At 66.1% G+C, this 18,941-nt stretch carries 21 protein-coding genes; 9 read left to right on the top strand and 12 right to left on the bottom strand.

Going from position 1 to position 18,941, the window contains the following annotated elements:
• Positions 1-14: 14 nt before the first annotated feature.
• Positions 15-473 (top strand): multidrug/biocide efflux PACE transporter, encoded by a 459-nt coding sequence (locus B3098_RS27910; RefSeq protein WP_286900431.1) that lies wholly within the window; start codon positions 15-17, stop codon positions 471-473.
• Positions 474-480: 7 nt separating this feature from the next.
• On the opposite strand, the gene B3098_RS27905 is transcribed toward B3098_RS27910, so the two are convergent.
• Entirely contained in the window at positions 481-1,368 is an 888-nt protein-coding gene (locus B3098_RS27905; protein WP_191578167.1) for an alpha/beta hydrolase, read from the bottom strand.
• A 105-nt stretch (positions 1,369-1,473) separates the two neighbouring features.
• A complete protein-coding gene (locus B3098_RS27900) occupies positions 1,474-2,361 on the bottom strand; it encodes a LysR family transcriptional regulator (protein WP_175125380.1) in 888 nt (295 codons plus the stop codon).
• Between the two features lie 97 nt (positions 2,362-2,458).
• On the opposite strand from B3098_RS27900, the gene B3098_RS27895 reads away from it, so the two are divergent.
• Positions 2,459-2,863: a CidA/LrgA family protein gene (locus B3098_RS27895; protein WP_286900429.1), complete on the top strand. Its 405-nt coding sequence runs from the start codon at positions 2,459-2,461 to the stop codon at positions 2,861-2,863.
• Complete coding sequence (locus tag B3098_RS27890) at positions 2,853-3,545, top strand: LrgB family protein (RefSeq protein ID WP_105237325.1); 693 nt, start codon at positions 2,853-2,855, stop codon at positions 3,543-3,545. Before B3098_RS27895 ends, B3098_RS27890 begins: the two co-directional genes overlap by 11 nt.
• 8 nt (positions 3,546-3,553) lie before the next feature.
• On the opposite strand, the gene B3098_RS27885 is transcribed toward B3098_RS27890, so the two are convergent.
• Both B3098_RS27885 and B3098_RS27880 read right to left on the bottom strand, forming a co-directional pair.
• Positions 3,554-4,198, bottom strand: coding sequence for a LysE family translocator (locus B3098_RS27885; protein WP_175139069.1), 645 nt, complete (start codon positions 4,196-4,198; stop codon positions 3,554-3,556).
• Entirely contained in the window at positions 4,195-5,118 is a 924-nt protein-coding gene (locus tag B3098_RS27880; RefSeq protein ID WP_218342132.1) for a DMT family transporter, read from the bottom strand. Before B3098_RS27880 ends, B3098_RS27885 begins: the two co-directional genes overlap by 4 nt.
• Before the next feature lie 139 nt (positions 5,119-5,257).
• On the opposite strand from B3098_RS27880, the gene B3098_RS27875 reads away from it, so the two are divergent.
• The 4 genes from B3098_RS27875 to fusA all read left to right on the top strand — a co-directional run bounded on the left by B3098_RS27875 (position 5,258) and on the right by fusA (position 9,990).
• A complete protein-coding gene (locus tag B3098_RS27875) occupies positions 5,258-6,718 on the top strand; it encodes a PLP-dependent aminotransferase family protein (protein ID WP_414631319.1) in 1,461 nt (486 codons plus the stop codon).
• 36 nt (positions 6,719-6,754) lie between these two features.
• On the top strand, positions 6,755-7,099 hold the full coding sequence (locus tag B3098_RS27870; protein ID WP_062838528.1) for a TIGR01244 family sulfur transferase: 345 nt from the start codon (positions 6,755-6,757) through the stop codon (positions 7,097-7,099).
• 98 nt (positions 7,100-7,197) lie between these two features.
• Positions 7,198-7,662: a universal stress protein gene (locus tag B3098_RS27865; protein ID WP_175125369.1), complete on the top strand. Its 465-nt coding sequence runs from the start codon at positions 7,198-7,200 to the stop codon at positions 7,660-7,662.
• Between the two features lie 216 nt (positions 7,663-7,878).
• A complete protein-coding gene (fusA, locus tag B3098_RS27860) occupies positions 7,879-9,990 on the top strand; it encodes an elongation factor G (protein ID WP_175125367.1) in 2,112 nt (703 codons plus the stop codon).
• A 48-nt stretch (positions 9,991-10,038) separates the two neighbouring features.
• Here the strand turns inward: fusA and B3098_RS27855 are convergent, their stop codons facing one another.
• Entirely contained in the window at positions 10,039-10,986 is a 948-nt protein-coding gene (locus B3098_RS27855) for a DMT family transporter (RefSeq protein WP_286900424.1), read from the bottom strand.
• 244 nt (positions 10,987-11,230) lie between these two features.
• On the opposite strand from B3098_RS27855, the gene B3098_RS27850 reads away from it, so the two are divergent.
• Positions 11,231-11,701 (top strand): Lrp/AsnC family transcriptional regulator, encoded by a 471-nt coding sequence (locus B3098_RS27850; protein ID WP_286900423.1) that lies wholly within the window; start codon positions 11,231-11,233, stop codon positions 11,699-11,701.
• 12 nt (positions 11,702-11,713) lie between these two features.
• Here the strand turns inward: B3098_RS27850 and B3098_RS27845 are convergent, their stop codons facing one another.
• Positions 11,714-12,523, bottom strand: a complete 810-nt coding sequence (locus B3098_RS27845) for an alpha/beta fold hydrolase (RefSeq protein ID WP_175125363.1) — start codon at positions 12,521-12,523, stop codon at positions 11,714-11,716.
• Between the two features lie 141 nt (positions 12,524-12,664).
• Here B3098_RS27845 and B3098_RS27840 point away from each other — a divergent pair, with 141 nt between their 5' ends.
• Complete coding sequence (locus B3098_RS27840; RefSeq protein ID WP_286900421.1) at positions 12,665-13,162, top strand: YbaK/EbsC family protein; 498 nt, start codon at positions 12,665-12,667, stop codon at positions 13,160-13,162.
• A gap of 96 nt (positions 13,163-13,258) precedes the next feature.
• Here B3098_RS27840 and B3098_RS27835 read toward each other — a convergent pair whose 3' ends face one another.
• From B3098_RS27835 to tolA, 6 genes are all read right to left on the bottom strand, one after another.
• A complete protein-coding gene (locus B3098_RS27835; RefSeq protein ID WP_286900420.1) occupies positions 13,259-14,071 on the bottom strand; it encodes an ABC transporter ATP-binding protein in 813 nt (270 codons plus the stop codon).
• Positions 14,068-15,111, bottom strand: coding sequence for a FecCD family ABC transporter permease (locus B3098_RS27830; RefSeq protein WP_286900418.1), 1,044 nt, complete (start codon positions 15,109-15,111; stop codon positions 14,068-14,070). The genes B3098_RS27835 and B3098_RS27830 overlap by 4 nt, the downstream gene beginning before the upstream one ends.
• Positions 15,111-15,800 (bottom strand): tol-pal system protein YbgF, encoded by a 690-nt coding sequence (ybgF, locus tag B3098_RS27825; protein WP_056564227.1) that lies wholly within the window; start codon positions 15,798-15,800, stop codon positions 15,111-15,113. Before ybgF ends, B3098_RS27830 begins: the two co-directional genes overlap by 1 nt.
• Before the next feature lie 85 nt (positions 15,801-15,885).
• Complete coding sequence (gene pal, locus B3098_RS27820; protein WP_056564223.1) at positions 15,886-16,386, bottom strand: peptidoglycan-associated lipoprotein Pal; 501 nt, start codon at positions 16,384-16,386, stop codon at positions 15,886-15,888.
• 31 nt (positions 16,387-16,417) lie between these two features.
• On the bottom strand, positions 16,418-17,743 hold the full coding sequence (tolB, locus tag B3098_RS27815) for a Tol-Pal system beta propeller repeat protein TolB (RefSeq protein WP_175186389.1): 1,326 nt from the start codon (positions 17,741-17,743) through the stop codon (positions 16,418-16,420).
• Between the two features lie 16 nt (positions 17,744-17,759).
• Complete coding sequence (tolA, locus tag B3098_RS27810) at positions 17,760-18,929, bottom strand: cell envelope integrity protein TolA (RefSeq protein ID WP_279976059.1); 1,170 nt, start codon at positions 18,927-18,929, stop codon at positions 17,760-17,762.
• Positions 18,930-18,941 lie beyond the last annotated feature (12 nt).

Genomic DNA, 18,941 nt, shown 5'->3' with positions numbered 1-18,941 from the left:
ACCGCAGGTGGGTCATGACCCAAGCCAAGAAAACCCTAAAAGAACGTTTCATCCACGCCTTCTTGTTCGAAATTATCGCCATCGGCCTGTGTGCGCCCGTGGCCGCGTGGGCCATGGGCAAGTCGCTGTTCGAAATGGGCGTGCTGACCGCGGTCATCGCCTGGATCGCGCTGGTCTGGAACATGATCTACAACGCTGGCTTCGACCGTGTCGAAAACCGCTTCGGCTGGACCCGTACGTTCCGCATCCGCGTACTGCACGCGTTCGGCTTCGAGTTCGGCCTGATCCTGATCGTGATTCCGCTGGCGGCCTGGTGGCTCAGCATCAGCCTGTGGGAAGCCTTCGTGCTGGACATCGCGCTGGTGCTGTTCTATCTGCCCTACGCGTTCTTCTACAACCTGGCGTACGACCGCAGCCGTCCCCGCGTGATCGCGTGGCTGTCCCGCCGCAGCGGCGCCGCTGCCGCCGTCTGACGTCTCTTCAACCCTTCTTGCGCTCGTATGCCTGGCTGGCGTCCTGCATGAAGGTTCTGACAGCGGTCTCGTACTGCGTGCCGCTGCGGAAGGCGCCCGAATGCGAGGCGCCTTCTATTTTCACCAGCCGCTTCAATTCGGGCGCCACGTTGCGGGCAGCGGCAAAGAGTTCGTCGCTCATGGTGTGAGGCACCACGCGGTCGGCCGTGCCGTGCATGAACAGCATGGGCGTGTGCAGCTGGGCCAGCTTGTCCACGGATGCGAACGGCTGCGTGACGAGCAGGCTGGCGCCGGGCACGTTGCCCCAGCGCAGCGTGGCCAGCATGGCGCCGATGCTGGTGAAGCTGGATTCCACGATCAGGCCCGCGAAGTCCGGTTGCTCGGGACGTGAGGCCAGGTCGATGGCAATTGCGCCGCCCAGGCTGTGTCCGTACACAAAGCGGCGCGCCGGATCGGGCTGCAGGCGCGCCAGTTCCTTCAGGCCCGCCATGGCGTCCTCTAGCGCGCTGTCTTCAGAGGGCAGACGCGGCGTGGACGCACCGAAGCCGCGGTAATCGATCGCCAGTATGGAATACCCCATGCGGCTCCAGCCGTCGATGCGGAACGCGCTGCCATTCAGGTTCCAGCGCGCGCCGTGCAGATACAGCACGGTGGGGGCGCCTTTTTTGGGGCTGGCCAGATACCAGGCGCGGATCTTGTCGCCGTTGTCGAGCGCCAGGTCGTAGACCTGCGTTCCCGCGGCTGGGTCCCGCCACCAGGATTGCGGCTCGGACTGTGGCGAAAAAATGGTCTGGCGCTGCCAGGAATCCAGTTGGGAGCAGCCGACCACGCCGGCGGCGGCAAGCACGGCGGCGGCAAACAGGCGGCGGGCGGAGAGTCGGGGCAGGGCGGGCATGAATGATCTGACCCGGCAAGTCGGGCCGGGTTCCGGCATCAGCATACTCCGGCGCGGGCGCCGGAAGTTTGTCCCGATGTTTACCGGTCCGGGCGCGGTCCGCCATCAGGCGGCGCCCGGGTGGACCTCGCGCGTCAACGCCAGCCATGCCTGCGCGGCATACGACAGATAACCGCCACGGCGCCACACCAGGACCATCTCCCAGTCCGTCCCCGAATCACGCAAAGGCACGCGGGCCACGCTCGCATGCAATTCCTCGTTGGCCTTCATGCGCGGCAGAAACGCCACGCCCAGCCCCGCCGCCACCAGCGCCACGATGAAATCGATCTGACCGCTGCGCGCGGCGATGGTCGGGACGAACCCCGCCCGTTGGCACGCGTCGTGGATGATGCGGTTCAGGGCAAACCCTGTTTCGAACAGCACGAAGGGCGAGTCGCGCAGGTCGTGCAGCCCCACCGACTCGGCGCGGGCCTGTGGGTGATCGGCGGGCATCAGCGCCACCAGCGGTTCGCGCGCGACGGGCTGCCATTCGAAGTGGTCCGGCACGGGCTTGAGCGATCCCGCCAGTTCGATTTCACCGGCCATCACCATTTCTTCAAGGCGGCGGCTGCCGTGTTCGACCAGGCTGATCTCGATGCGCGGATAGCGGCTGCGAAAGCGCGCGAACATCGGCGCAAACAGCGAACTGCTGCCCAGCGGCGGCAGGCCCAGGCGCAGCACACCCCGCTTCAGGCCCTTCAGGTCATCCAACTCGGCGTTCAGGTCGTCGCGTTCGGCCAGCATGTTCAGGGCGCGCCGATACACGATCTCGCCCGCGGCCGTCAGCCGCAGCGGCTGCGCCTGCCGGTCCAGCAAAAGCATGCCCAGCTCGTCCTCCAACTGCCGAACGGCCTTGCTGATCGTGGGTTGGGTCGCGTGGATCACTTTGGCCGCCTGGGAGAAACCGCCTTGCCTGACGACCTCCACCAACGCGCGCAACGTTCGCAGTTCCATCGCTATGCCAGTTTGGAATAAATAGGATTCATCGAATTCATTTTATCTATGCGCCTACGAAGCGTAAAACAAGGGCTTGCCGCTGGATCTTCGTCTCATGCCTCGCTTTCGTCATTCCGTCCTTATCCGCAGCGCGCTGCGCCGCAGCCGTCTGCTGCAGATTGCATTGATCGTCCTTTTTTCCGTGCTGGGCCAGGCGATGGCGCAGGCCTCAGGGCTGCCGGTGCCGGGCGGCGTCATCGGGATGGCGCTGGTGCTCATCCTGCTGGCGACGCGGCGCTTGCGCGTGCGCAACGTGCAGCGCGGGGCGAGCTGGCTGCTGGGGGAAATGCTGCTGTTCTTTGTGCCGGCGGTGATGTCATTGCTGGACCACCGCGAATTTCTTAGTCTGCTCGGCGTGAAGCTGCTGGCCGTGATCCTGCTGGGCACGGCGCTTGTCATGGCCGGCACGGCGCTGACGATCGATCTTTGCTATCGCTGGATGAACCGCCATGCAGCCTGAATTCAACCTGCTGTTCTGGCCGGCGGCCACCGTCGCCGCGTATGTCTGCGCGCGCCTGTTCTACCGCCGCTTTGCCTATTGGTGGACATCCACCCTGGTCGTCGCGCCCGCGCTTCTGCTGACGCTGGCCATTCTGCTGCATACCGGCTATCGCGACTACATGTCCGGCTCGCACTGGCTGATGGCCATGCTGGGACCGGTCATCGTGGCGTTCGCGCTGCCGCTTTACGAGCAGCGGGCGCTGATCCGGCGGTACTGGCCGGTATTGGCCGCGGGTGTGGCCGTGGGCAGCGGCATCGCGGGCGTCAGCGCGTGGCTGCTGGGCAGCCTGCTGGATTTACCGCCCGACCTGCGGCTCAGCCTGCTGCCGCGATCGGTCGCCACGCCGTTCGCCATCGCGGTGTCTTCCCACGTGGGCGGGGTGCCCGACCTGACGGCGGTTTTCGTCATCGTCACGGGCGTTTTCGGCGCGGCCATCGGCCAGCTCATGTGCCGCTGGCTGCCGCTGCGCTCGGCGCTGGCGCGCGGCGCGCTGTTCGGCATGGGCGCACATGGCGCCGGCACGGCCAAGGCCCGCGAGCTTGCCGCGGAAGAGGGTGCGGTCGCGGGCCTGGTGATGGTGATGGCGGGCCTGTTCAACGTGCTGGTCACGCCGGCCGTCGTGGTGGGATTGCTGGCCTGAGCCGCTTTTCAGTGCAGCAGTTCCAGCGCGACCGGATACAGCGAGGCGACGAGCAGCAGGGCCATGCCCACATTGAAGGCGCGGATCGCGGCAGGCCGGTGCAGGACGCGGCGCAGGGCTGTACCGAACGTCACCCAGATGCCGATGCTGGGCAGGTTGACGATGCCGCAGACCAGCGTCGCGATCACCAGGTTGGCAAAGAACCCGTTTTGCGGCGTGTAGGTGGCCACCACGCCCACCGCCATCACCCAGGCCTTGGGATTGACCCACTGGAAGGCGGCGGCCTGCAGGAACGTGAACGGTTTGCCGCGCGCCTCGCCCTCGTCCAGCGGACCCGAGGTGGCGATCTTCCAGGCGAGGTAAAGCAGATAGGCCGCGCCGGCATACTTCAGGATGGTGTAGAGGACAGGGGTCTGCTGAAACACCGAGCCCAGGCCCACACCGACCAGAAAAATCATCAGCGTGAAGCCCAGGTTCACGCCCAGCAGGTGCGGAACGCTGCGCCGGAATCCGAAGTTCAGGCCCGACGACGCCAGCATCACGTTGTTGGGGCCGGGCGTGATCGAGCTGACCAGTGCAAACAGCGCCAGCGGACCCAGGAGGGAAAGCGAGGCCAGTGGGACGTCGGCCCAATTGGCGGGAAACAGGTTCATGTCGGGGTCCTTACGATGGCGCGGCGTCCGCCGGCAATAACGGCGATCACGGCGGCGGCAAACACGAACGTCGTCGCCTCCACGGTTTCGCCAAACAGCAAAGCAGCGGCCACGACGGTAAGGAAGGGTTGCAGCAATTGCACTTGTCCGACCCGGGCAATTCCGCCGGCGGCCAAGCCGCGATACCAGGCGAAAAATCCCAGGAACATTGAGCCGAAAGCCAAGTAGGCGAAGGCGGCAACCACATCGGAACTGGGCCAGTGGGGCTGCTGCGCCGCCATCCAGCCGACGGGCAGGGCAACCACCGGTGCGCTGATGGTCAGCGCCCAACATATTGTGCGCCAACCGCCCAGCGTGCGCGAGGCCCGCGCACCCTCCGCGTACCCCATTCCGCCCAGCACCACCGCCACTAGCAGCCACAGGTAGCCGGCCGTCAGCGTGCCTTCGCCCTGGCGCAGCGCATAGGCGGTGACCAGCGCGGCGCCGGCGACGGCCCAGCCCCAGAAGGCGGCGGACGGACGCTCGCCGCTGCGCAGGGCGGCAAAGGCGGCGGTGGATAGCGGCAGCAGGCCGTTGAAGACAGCGCCCTGCGACGAAGGCACCGTCTGCATCGCCATCGACGAGGCCAGCGGCCAACCCACGACGATGCCCAGCGCCGCCAGAATCACGCCTGGCCATTCCTGCCGGTTGGGCCGGCGGCTTCGCGTGAGCCACAACAGGGCGATGGCGGGCAGGGCAGCGATCAGCGCACGACCCAATCCGACCAGCAAGGGCGACAACTCGGCCACCGCGACGCGGGTCATTGGCAGGGTCAGCGAAAACACCAGCACGCCCAGGAAACCATAGCCGTATCCCTCCCAGAGGGAAGTCGAGGCGGCGGAGGCGGCCGAAGGCGTGGGATAAAGCGCGGGACGGGACATGACGGCACCGTAAAAAGTGACATGGCCGCAGCGCCTGCGGTTGCAGGTTTGCGGCATTGCTGTCACTCTACGCACAGCCGTCAGTACAGTACCGGTACACCTTCGCAGTCACTTTAATCACTGGCCTGGTCAAATCTCCATGACAGTTGCTCACTCCCCCCCATCTTCCCTGCCTTGGCAGCCCGTGCGCCAGGCCGATGCCACGCTGGTGGCGCAACTGGCCGATGGCCTGGCCCGCCGCATTGACGAGCAAGGCCTGCGGCCCGGCACGCGCCTGCCGTCCATCCGCAAAATGGCCGAACAGTCGGGCGTCAGCCGTTTTACCGTGGTCGAAGCCTACGACCGCCTCGTGGCGCGCGGACTGGTGCAGTCGCGCCGGGGCGCGGGGTTTTTCGTCAAGGCGCGCAGCGGCCCGTTGACGGCGGTGGCCGCGGCCGCGCCGAGCACGCTTGCGCCGCCCGCGCGGGTCGACATCGCGTGGCTGCTGCGCAGCATGTTCCGGGAATCGACCGCGCCGGGCATGCCGGGCGGCGCGGGCCTGCTGCCCGCAGACTGGCTGGATCCCGACATGGTGGCGGGGGCCGTGCGCGCCGTGGGCCGCTCGGTGCGCGCCAACCTCGTCAGCTACGGCAGCCCCCAGGGCTTCGCGCCGCTGCGCCAGCAGATTGCGGCGGTCCTGCAGAACGAAGGCGTGCCCGCCCATCCCGAACTCAACCTGCTCACGACCAACGGCGTCACCCACGGGCTGGACCTCATCGCGCGCCATCTGGTCAAGCCGGGCGATACCGTCCTGGTCGAGGACCCGGCCTGGTTCGTGATCTTCGGCCGGCTGGCGGCCTTTGGCGCCCGCCTGATCGGCGTGCCGCGCGGCCCGGACGGCCCCGATCTCGACCTGCTCGAGCAACTGGCCGCGCAGCACAAGCCCAAGCTCTTCATCATCAATGGCTCGGTCCACAATCCCACCGGCCACACCCTGTCCGCGGGAGCGGCCTACGGCATTCTGCGCATCGCCGAGCGCCACGATTTCATGGTGGTCGAAGACGACACCTACGGCGAGCTGCATCCGGGGGGCGCCATCAAGCTCGCCGCGCTGGACCGGCTTAACCGCGTCATCTACGTGGGCGGCTATTCCAAGATGCTGGCGGCCAGCCTGCGTGTCGGCTATTTGGCCGCCAATTCCGAACTGCTGCAGAAGCTGGCCGACCTGAAAATGCTGGCGGGGCTGACCTCGCCCGAACTCGGCGAGCGCGTCGTGCACCGCGTCCTCATGGAAGGGCAGTACCGGCGGCATATCGAGCGCGTGCGGCACCGGGTCGATGACGCGCGCCAGCGGTGCATGAAAGGGCTGCTGAAACTGGGCCTGACCATCCCGCACGAGCCGCACGGGGGCATGTTCGTCTGGGCCGATTGCGGGCGCGATTCCGAGGTGCTGGCGCGCGAAGCCGCTGACCGCGGCCTGCTGCTGGCGCCCGGCACGTTGTTTTCGCCGACGCAGGCGCCGTCCACCATGCTGCGCTTTTCGGTATCCGTTGCCGACCACCGGGGAATCTGGGCCGAACTGGAAAAACTTTTCGCGCAGAACGGGTCCTACAATCAATAATTCCGAGCCACATCGCCAGTCACCGAAGGAACCGTCATGTCCGCACCCATCAAGCCTCTCACCCAGAACTTTGCCGTCGCCCCGCAACTGGGGCCCGACGACATGGCCGACGTGGCCGCCGCCGGCTACAAGAGCGTCATCATCAACCGCCCCGATTTCGAGGGCGGTCCTGACCAGCCCACCGCCGCCGACGTGTCGCGCGCCGCGCAGGAAGCCGGCCTGCAGATCGAATACCAGCCCGTCGTGGGCAGCGCCATGACGGCCGCCGACGTCGCGCGCTTTGCGGAACTGCTGCGCACCCTGCCGGGTCCGGTCCTGGCATACTGCCGCACCGGCACCCGCTGCACGAACCTGTTCGCGGCTGCCCAGCAGTTGGGATAAACCCGGCCTTGACCCTCGTCAAGGCCGCCGGTTCGACGGATGTGGACCCGGCGGCTTTCCGGTAGCATAAAGATTCCTTTAAAACAGGAGCAGGCAAGATGTTCAAGAAGATCCTGATTCCCACCGACGGTTCTCCGCTCTCGGCGCAAGCCGCCAACGCAGGTATCTGCTTCGCGCGCTCGGTTGGCGCCGAAGTCGTCGCCCTCTACGTGACGCAGCCGTTCGCGGCCACCATCGGTTTTGACGGCATGGCCGCGGCCTATGCCATCACCGACGAAGACTACGAAAAGGCCTCCGCCGAGCAAGCCGACAAGTACCTCAAGCAGATCATCGACCGCGCCGACACCGCCGGCGTCAAAGCCGATGCGCGCGCGGTGTCCAACTTCAACGTCGCCGACGGCATCGTCCAGGCCGCCACCGACGCCGGCTGCGACCTGATCTTCATCGGCAGCCACGGCCGCAGCGGCCTGTCGCGCCTGCTGCTGGGCAGCGTCACCGCCAAGGTGCTGTCGCTGGCCACCACCGCCGTGCTGGTGTATCGCGTCAAGGAAGACAAGAAGTAATTGCGCGCCAAAGTGGTGCGCACCGCGCGCCGCCGCATGCGCCACAGCCCCTCCCCGGAGGGGCTTTTTTATGCGCCGCGCATTCACTTATACGTTGGTATGGCGGGGCCAAACTCATTGCCCTCGCAAAGACCCCTCAGCGGCCCGTTTTTGGCTTGTATCTTGTCGCATGGCGCGTAATATTTACGCATCTTCATCCAACCGTAGGAAGAGGCCATGACCCGCAAGACGCGCATCGAGCTTTATCGCAATATCGGCATCAGCGCCCATATTGATGCAGGCAAAACGACGACCACCGAGCGCATCCTCTTCTACACCGGCATCACCCACAAGATCGGCGAAGTCCATGACGGCGCCGCGGTGATGGACTGGATGGAACAAGAGCAGGAACGCGGCATCACCATCACGTCGGCCGCCACCACCGCCTTCTGGAAAGGCATGGCGGGCAACTACCCCGAACACCGCATCAACATCATCGACACGCCGGGCCACGTCGACTTCACCATCGAAGTCGAACGTTCCATGCGCGTGCTCGACGGCGCCGTCATGGTCTATGACGCCGTGGGCGGCGTGCAGCCCCAGTCGGAGACCGTCTGGCGCCAGGCCAACAAGTACCGGGTGCCGCGCCTGGCCTTCGTCAACAAGATGGACCGCGTGGGCGCGGACTTCCTGCGCGTGCAGCGCCAGATCGCCGAGCGCCTGAAGGGCGACGCCGTGCCCATCCAGTTGCCGATCGGCGCCGAGGACCACTTCGAAGGCGTGATCGACCTCGTCAAGATGAAAGGCATCATCTGGGACGACGCCAGCCAGGGCGTGAAATTTCAGTACGTGGACATTCCCGCAGCCATGCAGGACGAGGCGCAGAAGTGGCACGACAAGATGGTGGAAAAGGCCGCCGAGGCCAATGAAACCCTGCTCGAAAAATACCTGTCCGGCGAAGCCCTGACCGAAGCGGAAATCAAGGAAGGCCTGCGCGCCCGCACGATCGCCAACGAGATCGTGCCGATGCTGTGCGGCAGCGCGTTCAAGAACAAGGGCGTGCAGGCGATGCTGGATGCAGTCATCGACTACATGCCGTCGCCGGTGGACGTGCCCGCCATCAAGGGCCACGACCAGCGCGACAACGAAATCGAGCGCCACCCGACCGACAACGAGCCGTTCTCTGCACTCGCCTTCAAGATCATGACCGATCCGTTCGTGGGGCAGCTCGTGTTCTTCCGCGTGTATTCCGGCGTGGTCAAATCCGGCGACTCGGTCTACAACCCGATCAAGGAAAAGAAGGAACGCCTGGGCCGCATCCTGCAGATGCATGCCAACGAGCGCCGCGAGATCACCGAGGTCTACGCGGGCGACATCGCCGCGGCCGTGGGCATCAAGGACGTCACCACCGGCGACACGCTGACCGATCCGTCGCACATCATCATCCTTGAGCGCATGGTCTTTCCCGAGCCCGTCATCTCGCAGGCCGTGGAACCCAAGACCAAGGCCGACCAGGAAAAGATGGGGATCGCGCTGGGCCGCCTGGCGCAGGAAGACCCGTCGTTCCGCGTGCGCACCGACGAAGAGTCCGGGCAGACCATCATCTCCGGCATGGGCGAGCTGCACCTGGAGATCCTGGTCGACCGCATGAAGCGTGAATTCAACGTGGAGGCCACGGTGGGCAAGCCGCAGGTGGCGTACCGCGAGACCATCCGCAAGACCTGCAACGAGGTCGAGGGCAAATTCGTCAAGCAATCGGGCGGCCGCGGGCAATATGGCCACGTGGTGCTCAAGCTTGAACCGCAGGAAGCGGGCAAGGGCTACGAGTTCGTCGACGCCATCAAGGGCGGCGTCGTGCCGCGCGAGTTCATTCCGGCGGTGGACAAGGGCATCCGCGAAGCGCTCAACGCCGGCGTGCTGGCGGGGTACCCGGTTGTGGACGTGAAGGCGACGCTGTTCTTCGGCTCGTACCACGACGTCGACTCGAACGAAAACGCCTTCAAGATGGCCGGTTCGATGGCATTCAAGGAAGGCATGCGGCGCGCCGATCCGGTGCTGCTGGAACCCATGATGCAGGTCGAGGTCGAGACGCCCGAGGACTTCACCGGCAACGTCATGGGTGACCTGTCGTCGCGCCGGGGCATGGTGCAGGGCATGGAAGACATCGCGGGCGGCGGCGGCAAGGTCGTGCGCGCCGAAGTGCCGCTGGCCGAGATGTTCGGCTATTCGACGTCGCTGCGGTCACTGACGCAGGGCCGCGCCACGTACACGATGGAGTTCAAGCACTACGCCGAAGCGCCGCGCCAGGTGGCGCAGGAAATCATGGCGGCGCAGGGCGCGGGCCGCTGATTTCCCTGCGGCTGGTTTTCCGGCCGCAGCGTTTCAGGCAACAGCGTTTCAGGCGGCGGCTGCGGCCGTCGCCGGGCGCAGCCGCGACGCGGCCAGCTTCACGCCCAGCAGGATCATCGCAAAGCCGTATGCATGAAAGAGCTGCGGCGCCTCGCCCAGCAGCGGCCAGGCAAGCAGCGCGGCGTAGACCGGCACCAGAAACATCGACAGGCCCGCGGTCGCGGGGCCGGCCACGCTGATTAGCCGGCCGTACACGTAATAGGCGCCCAGGCTAGGCACCACCGCCAGAAACAGCAGCACCGCCGCCAGGCGCGGGTCCGTCCAGGCAGGCGCCATGCCGGCGGCCGCTTCAATGCCCGCGAACGGCGCCAGCGCCAGCGCGCCGCCCAGCATCATGGTCGCCAGCCGCGCGCTGTCGGGCACCAACGGCAGGGTCAGACGCTTTTGCAGCACCGTGTAGAACGCCCACCCGGTGGCCGCCAGCAGCACCCACAAGTCGCCTTGTCCGAACGCCAACCGGGCCAGCACATTGGCGTCACCGCGTGTCAGCACCACCAGCACACCGCCCAGCGCCAGCGCAAGGCCGGCCGCGCGCGGCGCGGACAGCGGCTTGCGCCAGATCACGGCCTCCAGCAGCGTCACCAGCAGCGGGCTGCACGAAAAGATCAGCGCGATATTGGTGGCGCTGGTGGTCTGCGCGCCGATGTACTGCGGCGCCACCGCCACGCCCATGCCCAGCACGGCCAAGGGCAACAGCGCCGGCAAGCCGCGCCACAGCGCCCGGCGATGCGTGCGCAGCGCGGGGAGGGCGAACGGCAAGAGGATCAGAAGGGCAATCAGCCAGCGGCCGAACGCGAGGAAAACGGGGGGAAGGTTGGCGTCGTGGGCCCAGCGGGCTGCGACCATGTTTGAAGCGAATAGCGCCGGAGCGCTGAAGAGCATGACGGCGCCGGACAGGCCGAGACCGGGTTTTGCGGGTGCTGCTGTGTGGGGCATGATTTCCGGCCGCGCGGATCGGCGCGCGGGCTTGCTGCGTGGGAACTGCCGGCGCACCCGCCGGGTTGTGCCGCAGCGAAAGCGCCGAATCGGGGCGTGCTGGATAGGTGCGCGCCTTGGGGAAAGTCTACGTGCCCACGCGCAAAATAGGTTTCCTGATTCCCGCCTGTTTGCGGCAATTTGAAGAATCTTCTTTCTGTAGAATCCGCTCTTGCAGGGATTCTGTCTTCACATATCGCCCACGATGCCCACATTGCCCAAACTCGATGAAACCGACCGCAAGATCCTCCGCGCGCTGCGCGCGGACGGTAGGCTGACCAATCTGAAGCTGGCCGAAACGGTCGGCCTGTCACCCACGCCGTGCTGGAACCGCGTCAAGGCGCTGGAAGAGGCGGGCGTGATCGAAGGCTATGCGGCCTTGCTGAACCAGAAGGCGCTCGGGCTGCCGGACACGGTAATGATCGAAGTCACGCTGGAGCACCACGACGACGACACGCTGGCGCGCTTTGGCGAAGAGATCAGCCGCCTGCCCGAAGTGGTCGAGGCGTTCCTGGTGACGGGCGAATACGACTACCTCATCAAGGTCGCCGTGGCGGGCACGGAGGGCTACGAGGAATTCCTGCGCAAGCGTCTGTACAAGGTGCGCGGTGTGCGGCACAGCCGCTCCACCTTTGTGCTGCGCCGCCTGAAGCACACGCCATCGGTCGAACCCTGAAGGGTGCGTCCGTTATCCGCCGAGGAATTCCTGAATGGCGCCATTGAAGGCGCGCGGATTGCCCAGGTTCATGCCGTGCGATGAGCCCACGATATCCAGGCGCTGGGCTTGCGGCAGCCACTGCGCCAGCGCATCAAGCACGGCCGGATAGGGCGCCGGACTGAGCGCGCCGCCGATCAGCAGCACCGGCATGGTCAGGCTGCCGATCTGCGCGGGCGTCAAGGCGTCGGGCTGCTCGTCCACTTGCGCGAAAAGCGTGCCCACGTTGTCGCGCACCATCTCCTTGAACCACGGCACCATGCGCTGCCACGTGTCGGGTCCGGTCACGGTGTCCACGAACAGGGCCAGCCCTTCTTCGACGTCGCCTTGCCGGATGAGCGTCAGGGCGCGCTGGCGGAAACCGCCGCGTTCATCCTTGCAGCCCGGCAGCGACAGGCCGGGGTCCGCAAGAGTAAGACTGCGTAGCGAGTCGGGCTGGCGCAGGGCGGCTTCCAGCGCGACGCGCCCGCCACGCGAATGGCCTACCAGATGGGCCGGGCCGCCGGCCACCGTGTCGATGAATTCCAGCACGTCGCTGGCATGCTGCTCGACCGAAAAGCCACCGCCTTCGCCGTCCCAGGTCTCCGGCCAATACCGGCGCAGGCACACGGCCAGCACCCGGAAAGAACGCCCGAGCGGCGCCATTTGCGACTTCCAGTAGCGGGCGTCGGACAGCGAGCCATGCACCAACACCAGCGGCGTGCCGCTGCCGTACTCGGTGTAGGACATGGCGTAACCGCCGATGGATGCGGTTTGCAGGGGCAGAACGGGTTCGGAACGCATGTGGATCGGGAGGTGAAGCCAGGCACGCATTCTAGCCCGGCATCGCGTCGCAGCGGGCGTGCCGGACGCTGATACACTCGTCTGCGGCGCGCCGGCGGGAGTCCGCCCGCGCGCCTGTTTTCTTGAACGGAGTTTTCAACGATGTCGCCAGAATCCATCGCCGCCTTGCCGGAATCCGCCCAGCGCGTTGCGCGCCTGCTGGTGGACATGGGGCACGACAAACCCGTGGTGGTGCTGCCCCAGTCGGGCAAGACCTCGGCGGAAGCGGCTGCGGGCCTGGGGTGCGAAGTCGCCCAGATCGCCAAGTCCATCATCTTTCGCCGCGCCACCGACGACGCACCGGTGCTCGTCATCGCCAGCGGCGCCAATCGCGTGGACGAAGCCAAGGTCGCGGCGCAGGTCGGCCCGCTGGCCAAGGCCGATGCGCGTTTTGTGCGCGACATGACCGGTTACGCCATCGGCGGCGTCTGCCCCATCGGCCACGCGGTCAAACCCGTGATGCTGCTGGATGCGGATCTCTTCAATTGCGAAAGCCTGTGGGCCGCCGCCGGCCACCCGCACACCGTGTTCAACCTGACGCCGGCCCAGCTGGCGGACATGACCGGCGCGCCGGTTGCGGACGTGGCGCTGCGAGCCTGAAGGCCCCGGTTTGATCTTTGGGTCTGGGATTCGGATTCGAGCACAGGGCCGGAGACCCCGGCCTGCGCTGCGGCATTGCGCTGCGGCCCGGCCCGGTCAGCCGGGGTGCGCCTGAAGCCCGTCGATCAGCACCTGCCGCCGCCCCTGCGAGCACGATTCCACGCGCGCCTCCACGCCATAAACGGCGGCCAGCGAATCCGGCGTGATGACGTCCGCCGGCGCTCCGGCGGCGTGCAGACGCCCCTCGTGAATCATCACTGCCTGATCCGCGTGCTGCAGGGCCACGTTCAAGTCGTGCAGGACGATCAGGCTGATCAGGCCATGCTCTCGCGTCTCTTGCCGCAGTAGCCGCATGACGTGGAACTGATAGTTCAAATCGAGGGCCGATAGCGGCTCGTCCAGCAGCAGCACGCGCGGATGGCGGATCAACGCCTGCGCCAGGCCCACCAGTTGCTTTTGTCCGCCGGAAAGGGCGTCCAGATAGTGCAGCGCCAGATGCGCAATGCCCAGCCGCGCCAGCAGTTGGTCGATGGCCTGCAGATCAACGGGCCCCGCCGCGGCGTCGCTGGCGCGCGCCGCGACCAGTACCGATTCGAACACGCGCAGGTGAACCGCCGCGGGCAGGCTCTGCGGCAGATACACCACGTGGCGCGCGCGCTCGCCGTGGTCCAGCCGGGTCAGGTCCAGCCCGTCCAGCGCCGCGTTGCCCGTCCGGGGCCGCACCAGACCCGCCAGAGCCTTGAGCAACGTCGACTTGCCGCTGCCGTTGGGGCCCAGCAGGGCCGTCACCTTGCCCGGCGCCAGCGGGGGGATCGACAGGTCGTGCAGGACGTCTTCGCGCCCGTAGCCCACCGTCAGCGCTTGCACCGTCAGTCCGGAAGATTGGGTCGTGTGTGCCGGTGTTGTCATGGCAATTGGCGGCGCAGCACGACGGACACGAAGAAGGGGATGCCGACCAACGCGGTCACGATCCCCACGGGCACCACGACGCCGGGCATCAGATTCTTGGAGGCAATGGACGCCAGCGACAGGATCACGGCGCCCACCAGCGCGCTGCCCGGCAGATAAAAGCGGTGGTCTTCGCCGAACAGCCGCCGCGCAATGTGCGGCGCGACCAGCCCGATGAAACCGATGGTTCCCACGAATGCCACGGCCAGCGCGGACAGCAGGCTCACGCGCGCCAACGCCGACACGCGCACGCGGCGCACGTCCACACCAAAGCTCGCGGCGCGATCCTCGCCCAGCCGCAACGCGGTCAGCTTCCACGATTGCCGCATGGCCAGCGGCAGCGCCACCGCAAACGCCAGCGCCAGCACGCCCACGGTCGTCCAGCTTGAACGCGCGAGGCTGCCCATTGTCCAGAACACCAGATTCTGCAAGGCCTCGGCGCTGGCCGTGAACTGCACCAGCGACACCAGCGCATTGAAGGTGAACACCATGGCGATGCCGAACAGCACGACGCCAGAGGTGTTCATGCCGCCCCAACGGGCCACGGCATCGAGCAGCAGCGCGGCCAGCAGGGCAAACAGAAAGGCGTTGGCGGCAATCAGACAGCCGGCCGGAATGCCGGGCAATCCGAACTGAAGCACGATCGCCAGCGACGCCCCAAAGGCGGCCGCCGACGACACGCCCAGGGTGAACGGGCTGGCGAGCGGGTTGTTCAGAATGGTCTGCATCTCGGCGCCGGCCAAGCCGAGCGCCATGCCCACCAGCGCGGCCATCAGCGCGGACGGCAGGCGGATGTCCCAGACGATCACGCGATAGGTCGGGTCGGCGTCGCCGGGCGCGGCCAGCGTCTGCCAGAGCGCGCGCCAGGGCAGGCCGGACGGGCCCACGGTGAAGTCGATCAGCAGCGCAAACAGAATCGCCGCCAGCAGCAGGGCGATGAGCCCCGCCCGGCGGCGAAGAATGTGGCGGTAAGCGCCTGCCGCGCTTGCGGCGTGCCGCATTACTGCAGCAGTTGCAGCCGGCTCTTGGCCGTGGTGGCGGCCGGCGTGGTCGGGTAGTCGCGAACGATGCGCTGCAAGGTGGTCTTGGCGCCGGCGCGGTTGTTCAGTTCGATCTGGCTGCCGGCGATGATCAGCAGCGCGTCGGGCGCGCGAGCGTTATCCGGCGACTTCTGGACCATGGCGTTCAGTTGCTCGATGGTGCCCTTGAAGTCCTTCAGCGCATAGCGGCTGCTGCCCTGGTAGAACTGGGCGCTGGGCGCGAGCTGGCTGTTGGGATAAAGCGCGGTGAAGGCGGCCAGCGATTCGGCCGCTTCCTTGTATTGGCCCTTTCGGAACAGGTCCATCGCGCCGTCATAGGCGGTCTGTTCTTGGGGGTCGCCGGCGGAGGCGCCCGGGGGATTGGCGCTGCCCGGCGCGGTGCCCGGCTTGGCGCTCGGTTGCTGGCGCGACACCAGTTCAAGCTGGTCGCGCAGTTGGGCGATTTCCTGCTGCAACGACTGGATCTGGTCGGCCAGTTGCAGCTTGGCGCGTTGGCTTTGCTCGTTCTGCTGCTGCACCTGCTGGCGCAAATCCAGGATGGCCTTGCGGGCTTCATCGTCGGAAAAAGCGTGAGCGGGGGCCGTGAGGGCGGCAAGCGCCAGGCCAGTGGCCACAATCAGGGGACGCAGGGACAGAACGTAATCGCGCATGAATATTCCCGGGTATAAAAACAAACGTCGGGACGGCCGGCTGGCCGTCCCGACGCGAGGTAGGGCTCCAGACTAAGCGAAAATCTTAGCGCAGATAGTTGATATCGGCGCGGCGGTTTTCAGCAAAGTCGGCTTCAGTCGTACCCGTCGAGCGCGGCTTCTCTTTGCCGAAGCTGATGGTTTCGATCTGGTTGTCGCTGACGCCCAGCAGGGTCATCATGCGACGCACGGCGTCGGCACGACGCTGGCCGAGGGCCAGGTTGTACTCAGCACCGCCGCGTTCGTCGGTGTTGCCTTCGATCTTGATCTTTTGCTGTTGGTGCGAAGCCAGATACTTGGCATGGGTTTCGACCAGGCCACGGTATTGGTCCGACACGGTGTAGCTGTCGAAATCAAAGTACACCGAGCGCTGTTGCGCCAGGATGCTTTGGGGGTTGAAAGGATCAAGGATTTGGCCAGAGGCCGAAGATCCTTGGCCAGCGCCTCCACCCTGACCCGCTTTATCGTCGAGAGGGACGGAGCTGCAAGCTGCCAGGGCGGCAGCCAGAGCGGCGATGGTTAGGCTTTTGGCAATGCGCGACTTCATGATAGTTCCTTTGCAAAGAGAGTCACACGTGTTATCGGGTAATGAATGGGCCCCAAGTCGGTTCACGTATTTCCCCGTTCAGTACCGAAAGCGTTTGTCGCACGCGTCCATCGCTTGACACACCTGCCAGCACGCTACGGCCATTCTGGATGGCGGCGTAGAGCACTTGCATTCCGTTGGGCGCAAAGCTGGGCGACTGATCGTCACGACCATCAGTCAGCAAGGCTTCTGCACCAGTGGACAAGTTCAGAGATGCGATTCGAAACGCGCCGTCTCGTCTTGCAACGTACAGCAGCGTCGATCCATCGGGGGAAATTCGGGGTGAGATGTTGTAACCACCATTAAACGTGAGACGGCGTGCTTCGCCGCCTGTCGAGCCGGTCTGATAGATTTGCGGCCCGCCGCTGCGGTCACTCGTAAAGATAATGGAAGCGCCGTCGGGCGTAAAGCTCGGCTCGGTGTCAATCCCGGGAGAACGCGTAACTCGGCTCGGATTCGAGCCATCGGCCGCATTAACGACGTAAATTTGCGACAAACCGTCACGCGTCAAGGCGACAGCCAGCTTGCTGCCATCGGGCGACCAACCGGGGGCGCTGTTGTTGCCCTTGAAGTTGGCGACTGGTGCGCGGGCGCTGGTGGCCAGCGTGTGCACGTAGACGACGGGCTTTCCGGACTCGAAGCTCACGTAGGCGAGCTTGGCGCCATCGGGCGACCAGGACGGCGAAATGATCGGCTCGCGCGAGCGCAGGGCAACCTGCGGATTCTGGCCGTCGGCGTCAGCCACCTGCAGTTCGTACGTGGAACCCTTCTTCAGCACGTAAGCGATACGGGTCGAGAACACGCCGCGAACGCCGGTGATCTTTTCGTAGATGCGGTCGGCGATCTGGTGGGCCACACGGCGCAGTTCCTGCTCGGTGCCCGAGAACGCCACGCCGTCCAGCTGCGACTTCTTGACCGTGTCGGCCAGGCGATAGCGCACGTCGTAGCGGCCATCGGCGCCGCGGGTAATGCTGCCGTAGGCGATGAAGTCGGCGCCCTTGCCGCGCCAGTCGTCGTGGGCAATTGGGGAATCGACGTTCAGGCCGGAGCCGGCCGCGTTGATCAGGCGGAACTGGCCGGTGCGGGTAAGGTCGGCGCGGATGACTTCGGCCAGCGCGCGGCCGTGGGTATCGTCAACGGCGAAGTCGGCGATGGCCACGGGGTATTGCGTGGCGCCGGTGCCGGAGATATCGACACGCAATTGCGCGTGGGCGGGCTTCATGGCCATCAGGCAGGCAAGCGCCACCATCAGCAGTCCGATTCCATACGCTCTCCAGAGCGCGAGAGTGGGTACTCGTCGACTATAAGCGGGAGTCATGTTCGTCAATCTCCTGTCAGTCATACATTCTGTAGACAACGTCAATAATGGGTTCGTAGCGGCCCGTCGAGGGCTTCGGGAACGGGTTGCAACGGCGGATGCCCGTCTCGACCGCGCGGTCGAAGCCGGAGTTGCCAGAAGAACTGGTCAACGTAACGCCATTCACCTTCCCGTCAGAACCTAACTGTACCCGGTATTGGGCGGTCGGATTTCCCGAGCCGCTGCGGGGCGGGGGCGGATACGCCACCCCGGGTTGCACGCAGGCGCGGACCTTGGCGCCGTAGCCGCTGTCGCGTCCGCCGCCCGCCTGATTGCGGTCGGCGGTGCCGCCCGGAATGCCGGCGGCGCCCAGGGCGTCGTTGCGGAACGCGTCCTTCAGCGCCTTGTCGGCGGCGGCCTTCTTGGCGGCGGCAGCCTTCTCGGCAGCCGCCTTTTCGGCCGCAGCTTTCTCAGCCGCAGCCTTTTCGGCAGCGGCCTTTTCCGCGGCAGCCTTTTCAGCAGCCGCCTTCTTGGCGGCTTCTTCCTTGGCCTTCTTCTCGGCAGTCGCCTTTTCAGCAGCGGCCTTCTCGGCTGCGGCCTTTTCAGCGGCGGCCTTCTCGGCGGCAGCTTTCTCCGCAGCCGCCTTCTGGGCGGCAGCCTTTTCAGCCGCGGCCTTTTCGGCAGCCGCCTTTTCGGCGGCCTGGCGTTCCTGTTCCAGGCGCTTCTTTTCCTTCAGTTCGGCCTGCTTGCGCTCTTCCTCGAGACGCGCCTTTTCCTTGGCGGCCTCGGCGGCTTCGCGCGCCTTCTCTTCCTGCTCGCGCTTTTTCTTGGCTTCCTGGATGGCGATCTCGGGATCGACTTCCTCGGTCTTGGCCTGAACCTGCGGTTCGGGCTCGGGAGGCGGCGGCGGGGGCGGCGGAGGAGGCGGCTCAGGCGTCTTTTCCGGCTCCGGCTCGGGCTGGGGCTTGGGTTGCGGCTTGGGCGGTTCGGGCTGGGGCGTGGGCGGCGGCGAGACGGGCGAATTGCCGTCTGCCCAGAGCTGCACCTGGACGGGGCCAGGGTTCTCGGTATGCCAGTTCACGCCAAAGATCAGGGCAACCAGCAGCAGCAGGTGCACCGCCACAGCCAGAATCAGCGAATTCCGGTTGTCGTTGTTGGGCGGGGTGGCCGGCGGGCCGCTGCGGTGTCGAATTATGGGTGGCGTCATGTGCGGTGCATG

It is taken from the genome of Achromobacter sp. UBA2119, assembly GCF_002331005.1.
GTDB lineage: Bacteria > Pseudomonadota > Gammaproteobacteria > Burkholderiales > Burkholderiaceae_B > Achromobacter > Achromobacter animicus.
Note: the sequence above shows the minus strand (reverse complement) of the source record. Positions and strands in the feature narration are given on the sequence as shown.

What these genes read in the sequence shown, in the direction of transcription:
- B3098_RS27840 (WP_286900421.1), top strand. Translation starts at nt 12,665, where the DNA reads ATGTCGCCAGAATCCATCGCCGCCTTGCCGGAATCCGCCCAGCGCGTT.
- B3098_RS27880 (WP_218342132.1), bottom strand. Translation starts at nt 5,118, where the DNA reads ATGTCCCGTCCCGCGCTTTATCCCACGCCTTCGGCCGCCTCCGCCGCC.
- B3098_RS27885 (WP_175139069.1), bottom strand. Translation starts at nt 4,198, where the DNA reads ATGAACCTGTTTCCCGCCAATTGGGCCGACGTCCCACTGGCCTCGCTT.
- B3098_RS27890 (WP_105237325.1), top strand. Translation starts at nt 2,853, where the DNA reads ATGCAGCCTGAATTCAACCTGCTGTTCTGGCCGGCGGCCACCGTCGCC.
- B3098_RS27900 (WP_175125380.1), bottom strand. Translation starts at nt 2,361, where the DNA reads ATGGAACTGCGAACGTTGCGCGCGTTGGTGGAGGTCGTCAGGCAAGGC.
- B3098_RS27850 (WP_286900423.1), top strand. Translation starts at nt 11,231, where the DNA reads ATGCCCACATTGCCCAAACTCGATGAAACCGACCGCAAGATCCTCCGC.
- B3098_RS27870 (WP_062838528.1), top strand. Translation starts at nt 6,755, where the DNA reads ATGTCCGCACCCATCAAGCCTCTCACCCAGAACTTTGCCGTCGCCCCG.
- fusA (WP_175125367.1), top strand. Translation starts at nt 7,879, where the DNA reads ATGACCCGCAAGACGCGCATCGAGCTTTATCGCAATATCGGCATCAGC.
- B3098_RS27845 (WP_175125363.1), bottom strand. Translation starts at nt 12,523, where the DNA reads ATGCGTTCCGAACCCGTTCTGCCCCTGCAAACCGCATCCATCGGCGGT.
- tolA (WP_279976059.1), bottom strand. Translation starts at nt 18,929, where the DNA reads ATGACGCCACCCATAATTCGACACCGCAGCGGCCCGCCGGCCACCCCG.
- B3098_RS27855 (WP_286900424.1), bottom strand. Translation starts at nt 10,986, where the DNA reads ATGCCCCACACAGCAGCACCCGCAAAACCCGGTCTCGGCCTGTCCGGC.
- B3098_RS27895 (WP_286900429.1), top strand. Translation starts at nt 2,459, where the DNA reads ATGCCTCGCTTTCGTCATTCCGTCCTTATCCGCAGCGCGCTGCGCCGC.
- B3098_RS27875 (WP_414631319.1), top strand. Translation starts at nt 5,258, where the DNA reads ATGACAGTTGCTCACTCCCCCCCATCTTCCCTGCCTTGGCAGCCCGTG.
- B3098_RS27905 (WP_191578167.1), bottom strand. Translation starts at nt 1,368, where the DNA reads ATGCCCGCCCTGCCCCGACTCTCCGCCCGCCGCCTGTTTGCCGCCGCC.
- pal (WP_056564223.1), bottom strand. Translation starts at nt 16,386, where the DNA reads ATGAAGTCGCGCATTGCCAAAAGCCTAACCATCGCCGCTCTGGCTGCC.
- B3098_RS27830 (WP_286900418.1), bottom strand. Translation starts at nt 15,111, where the DNA reads ATGCGGCACGCCGCAAGCGCGGCAGGCGCTTACCGCCACATTCTTCGC.
- B3098_RS27910 (WP_286900431.1), top strand. Translation starts at nt 15, where the DNA reads ATGACCCAAGCCAAGAAAACCCTAAAAGAACGTTTCATCCACGCCTTC.
- ybgF (WP_056564227.1), bottom strand. Translation starts at nt 15,800, where the DNA reads ATGCGCGATTACGTTCTGTCCCTGCGTCCCCTGATTGTGGCCACTGGC.
- tolB (WP_175186389.1), bottom strand. Translation starts at nt 17,743, where the DNA reads ATGACTCCCGCTTATAGTCGACGAGTACCCACTCTCGCGCTCTGGAGA.
- B3098_RS27835 (WP_286900420.1), bottom strand. Translation starts at nt 14,071, where the DNA reads ATGACAACACCGGCACACACGACCCAATCTTCCGGACTGACGGTGCAA.
- B3098_RS27865 (WP_175125369.1), top strand. Translation starts at nt 7,198, where the DNA reads ATGTTCAAGAAGATCCTGATTCCCACCGACGGTTCTCCGCTCTCGGCG.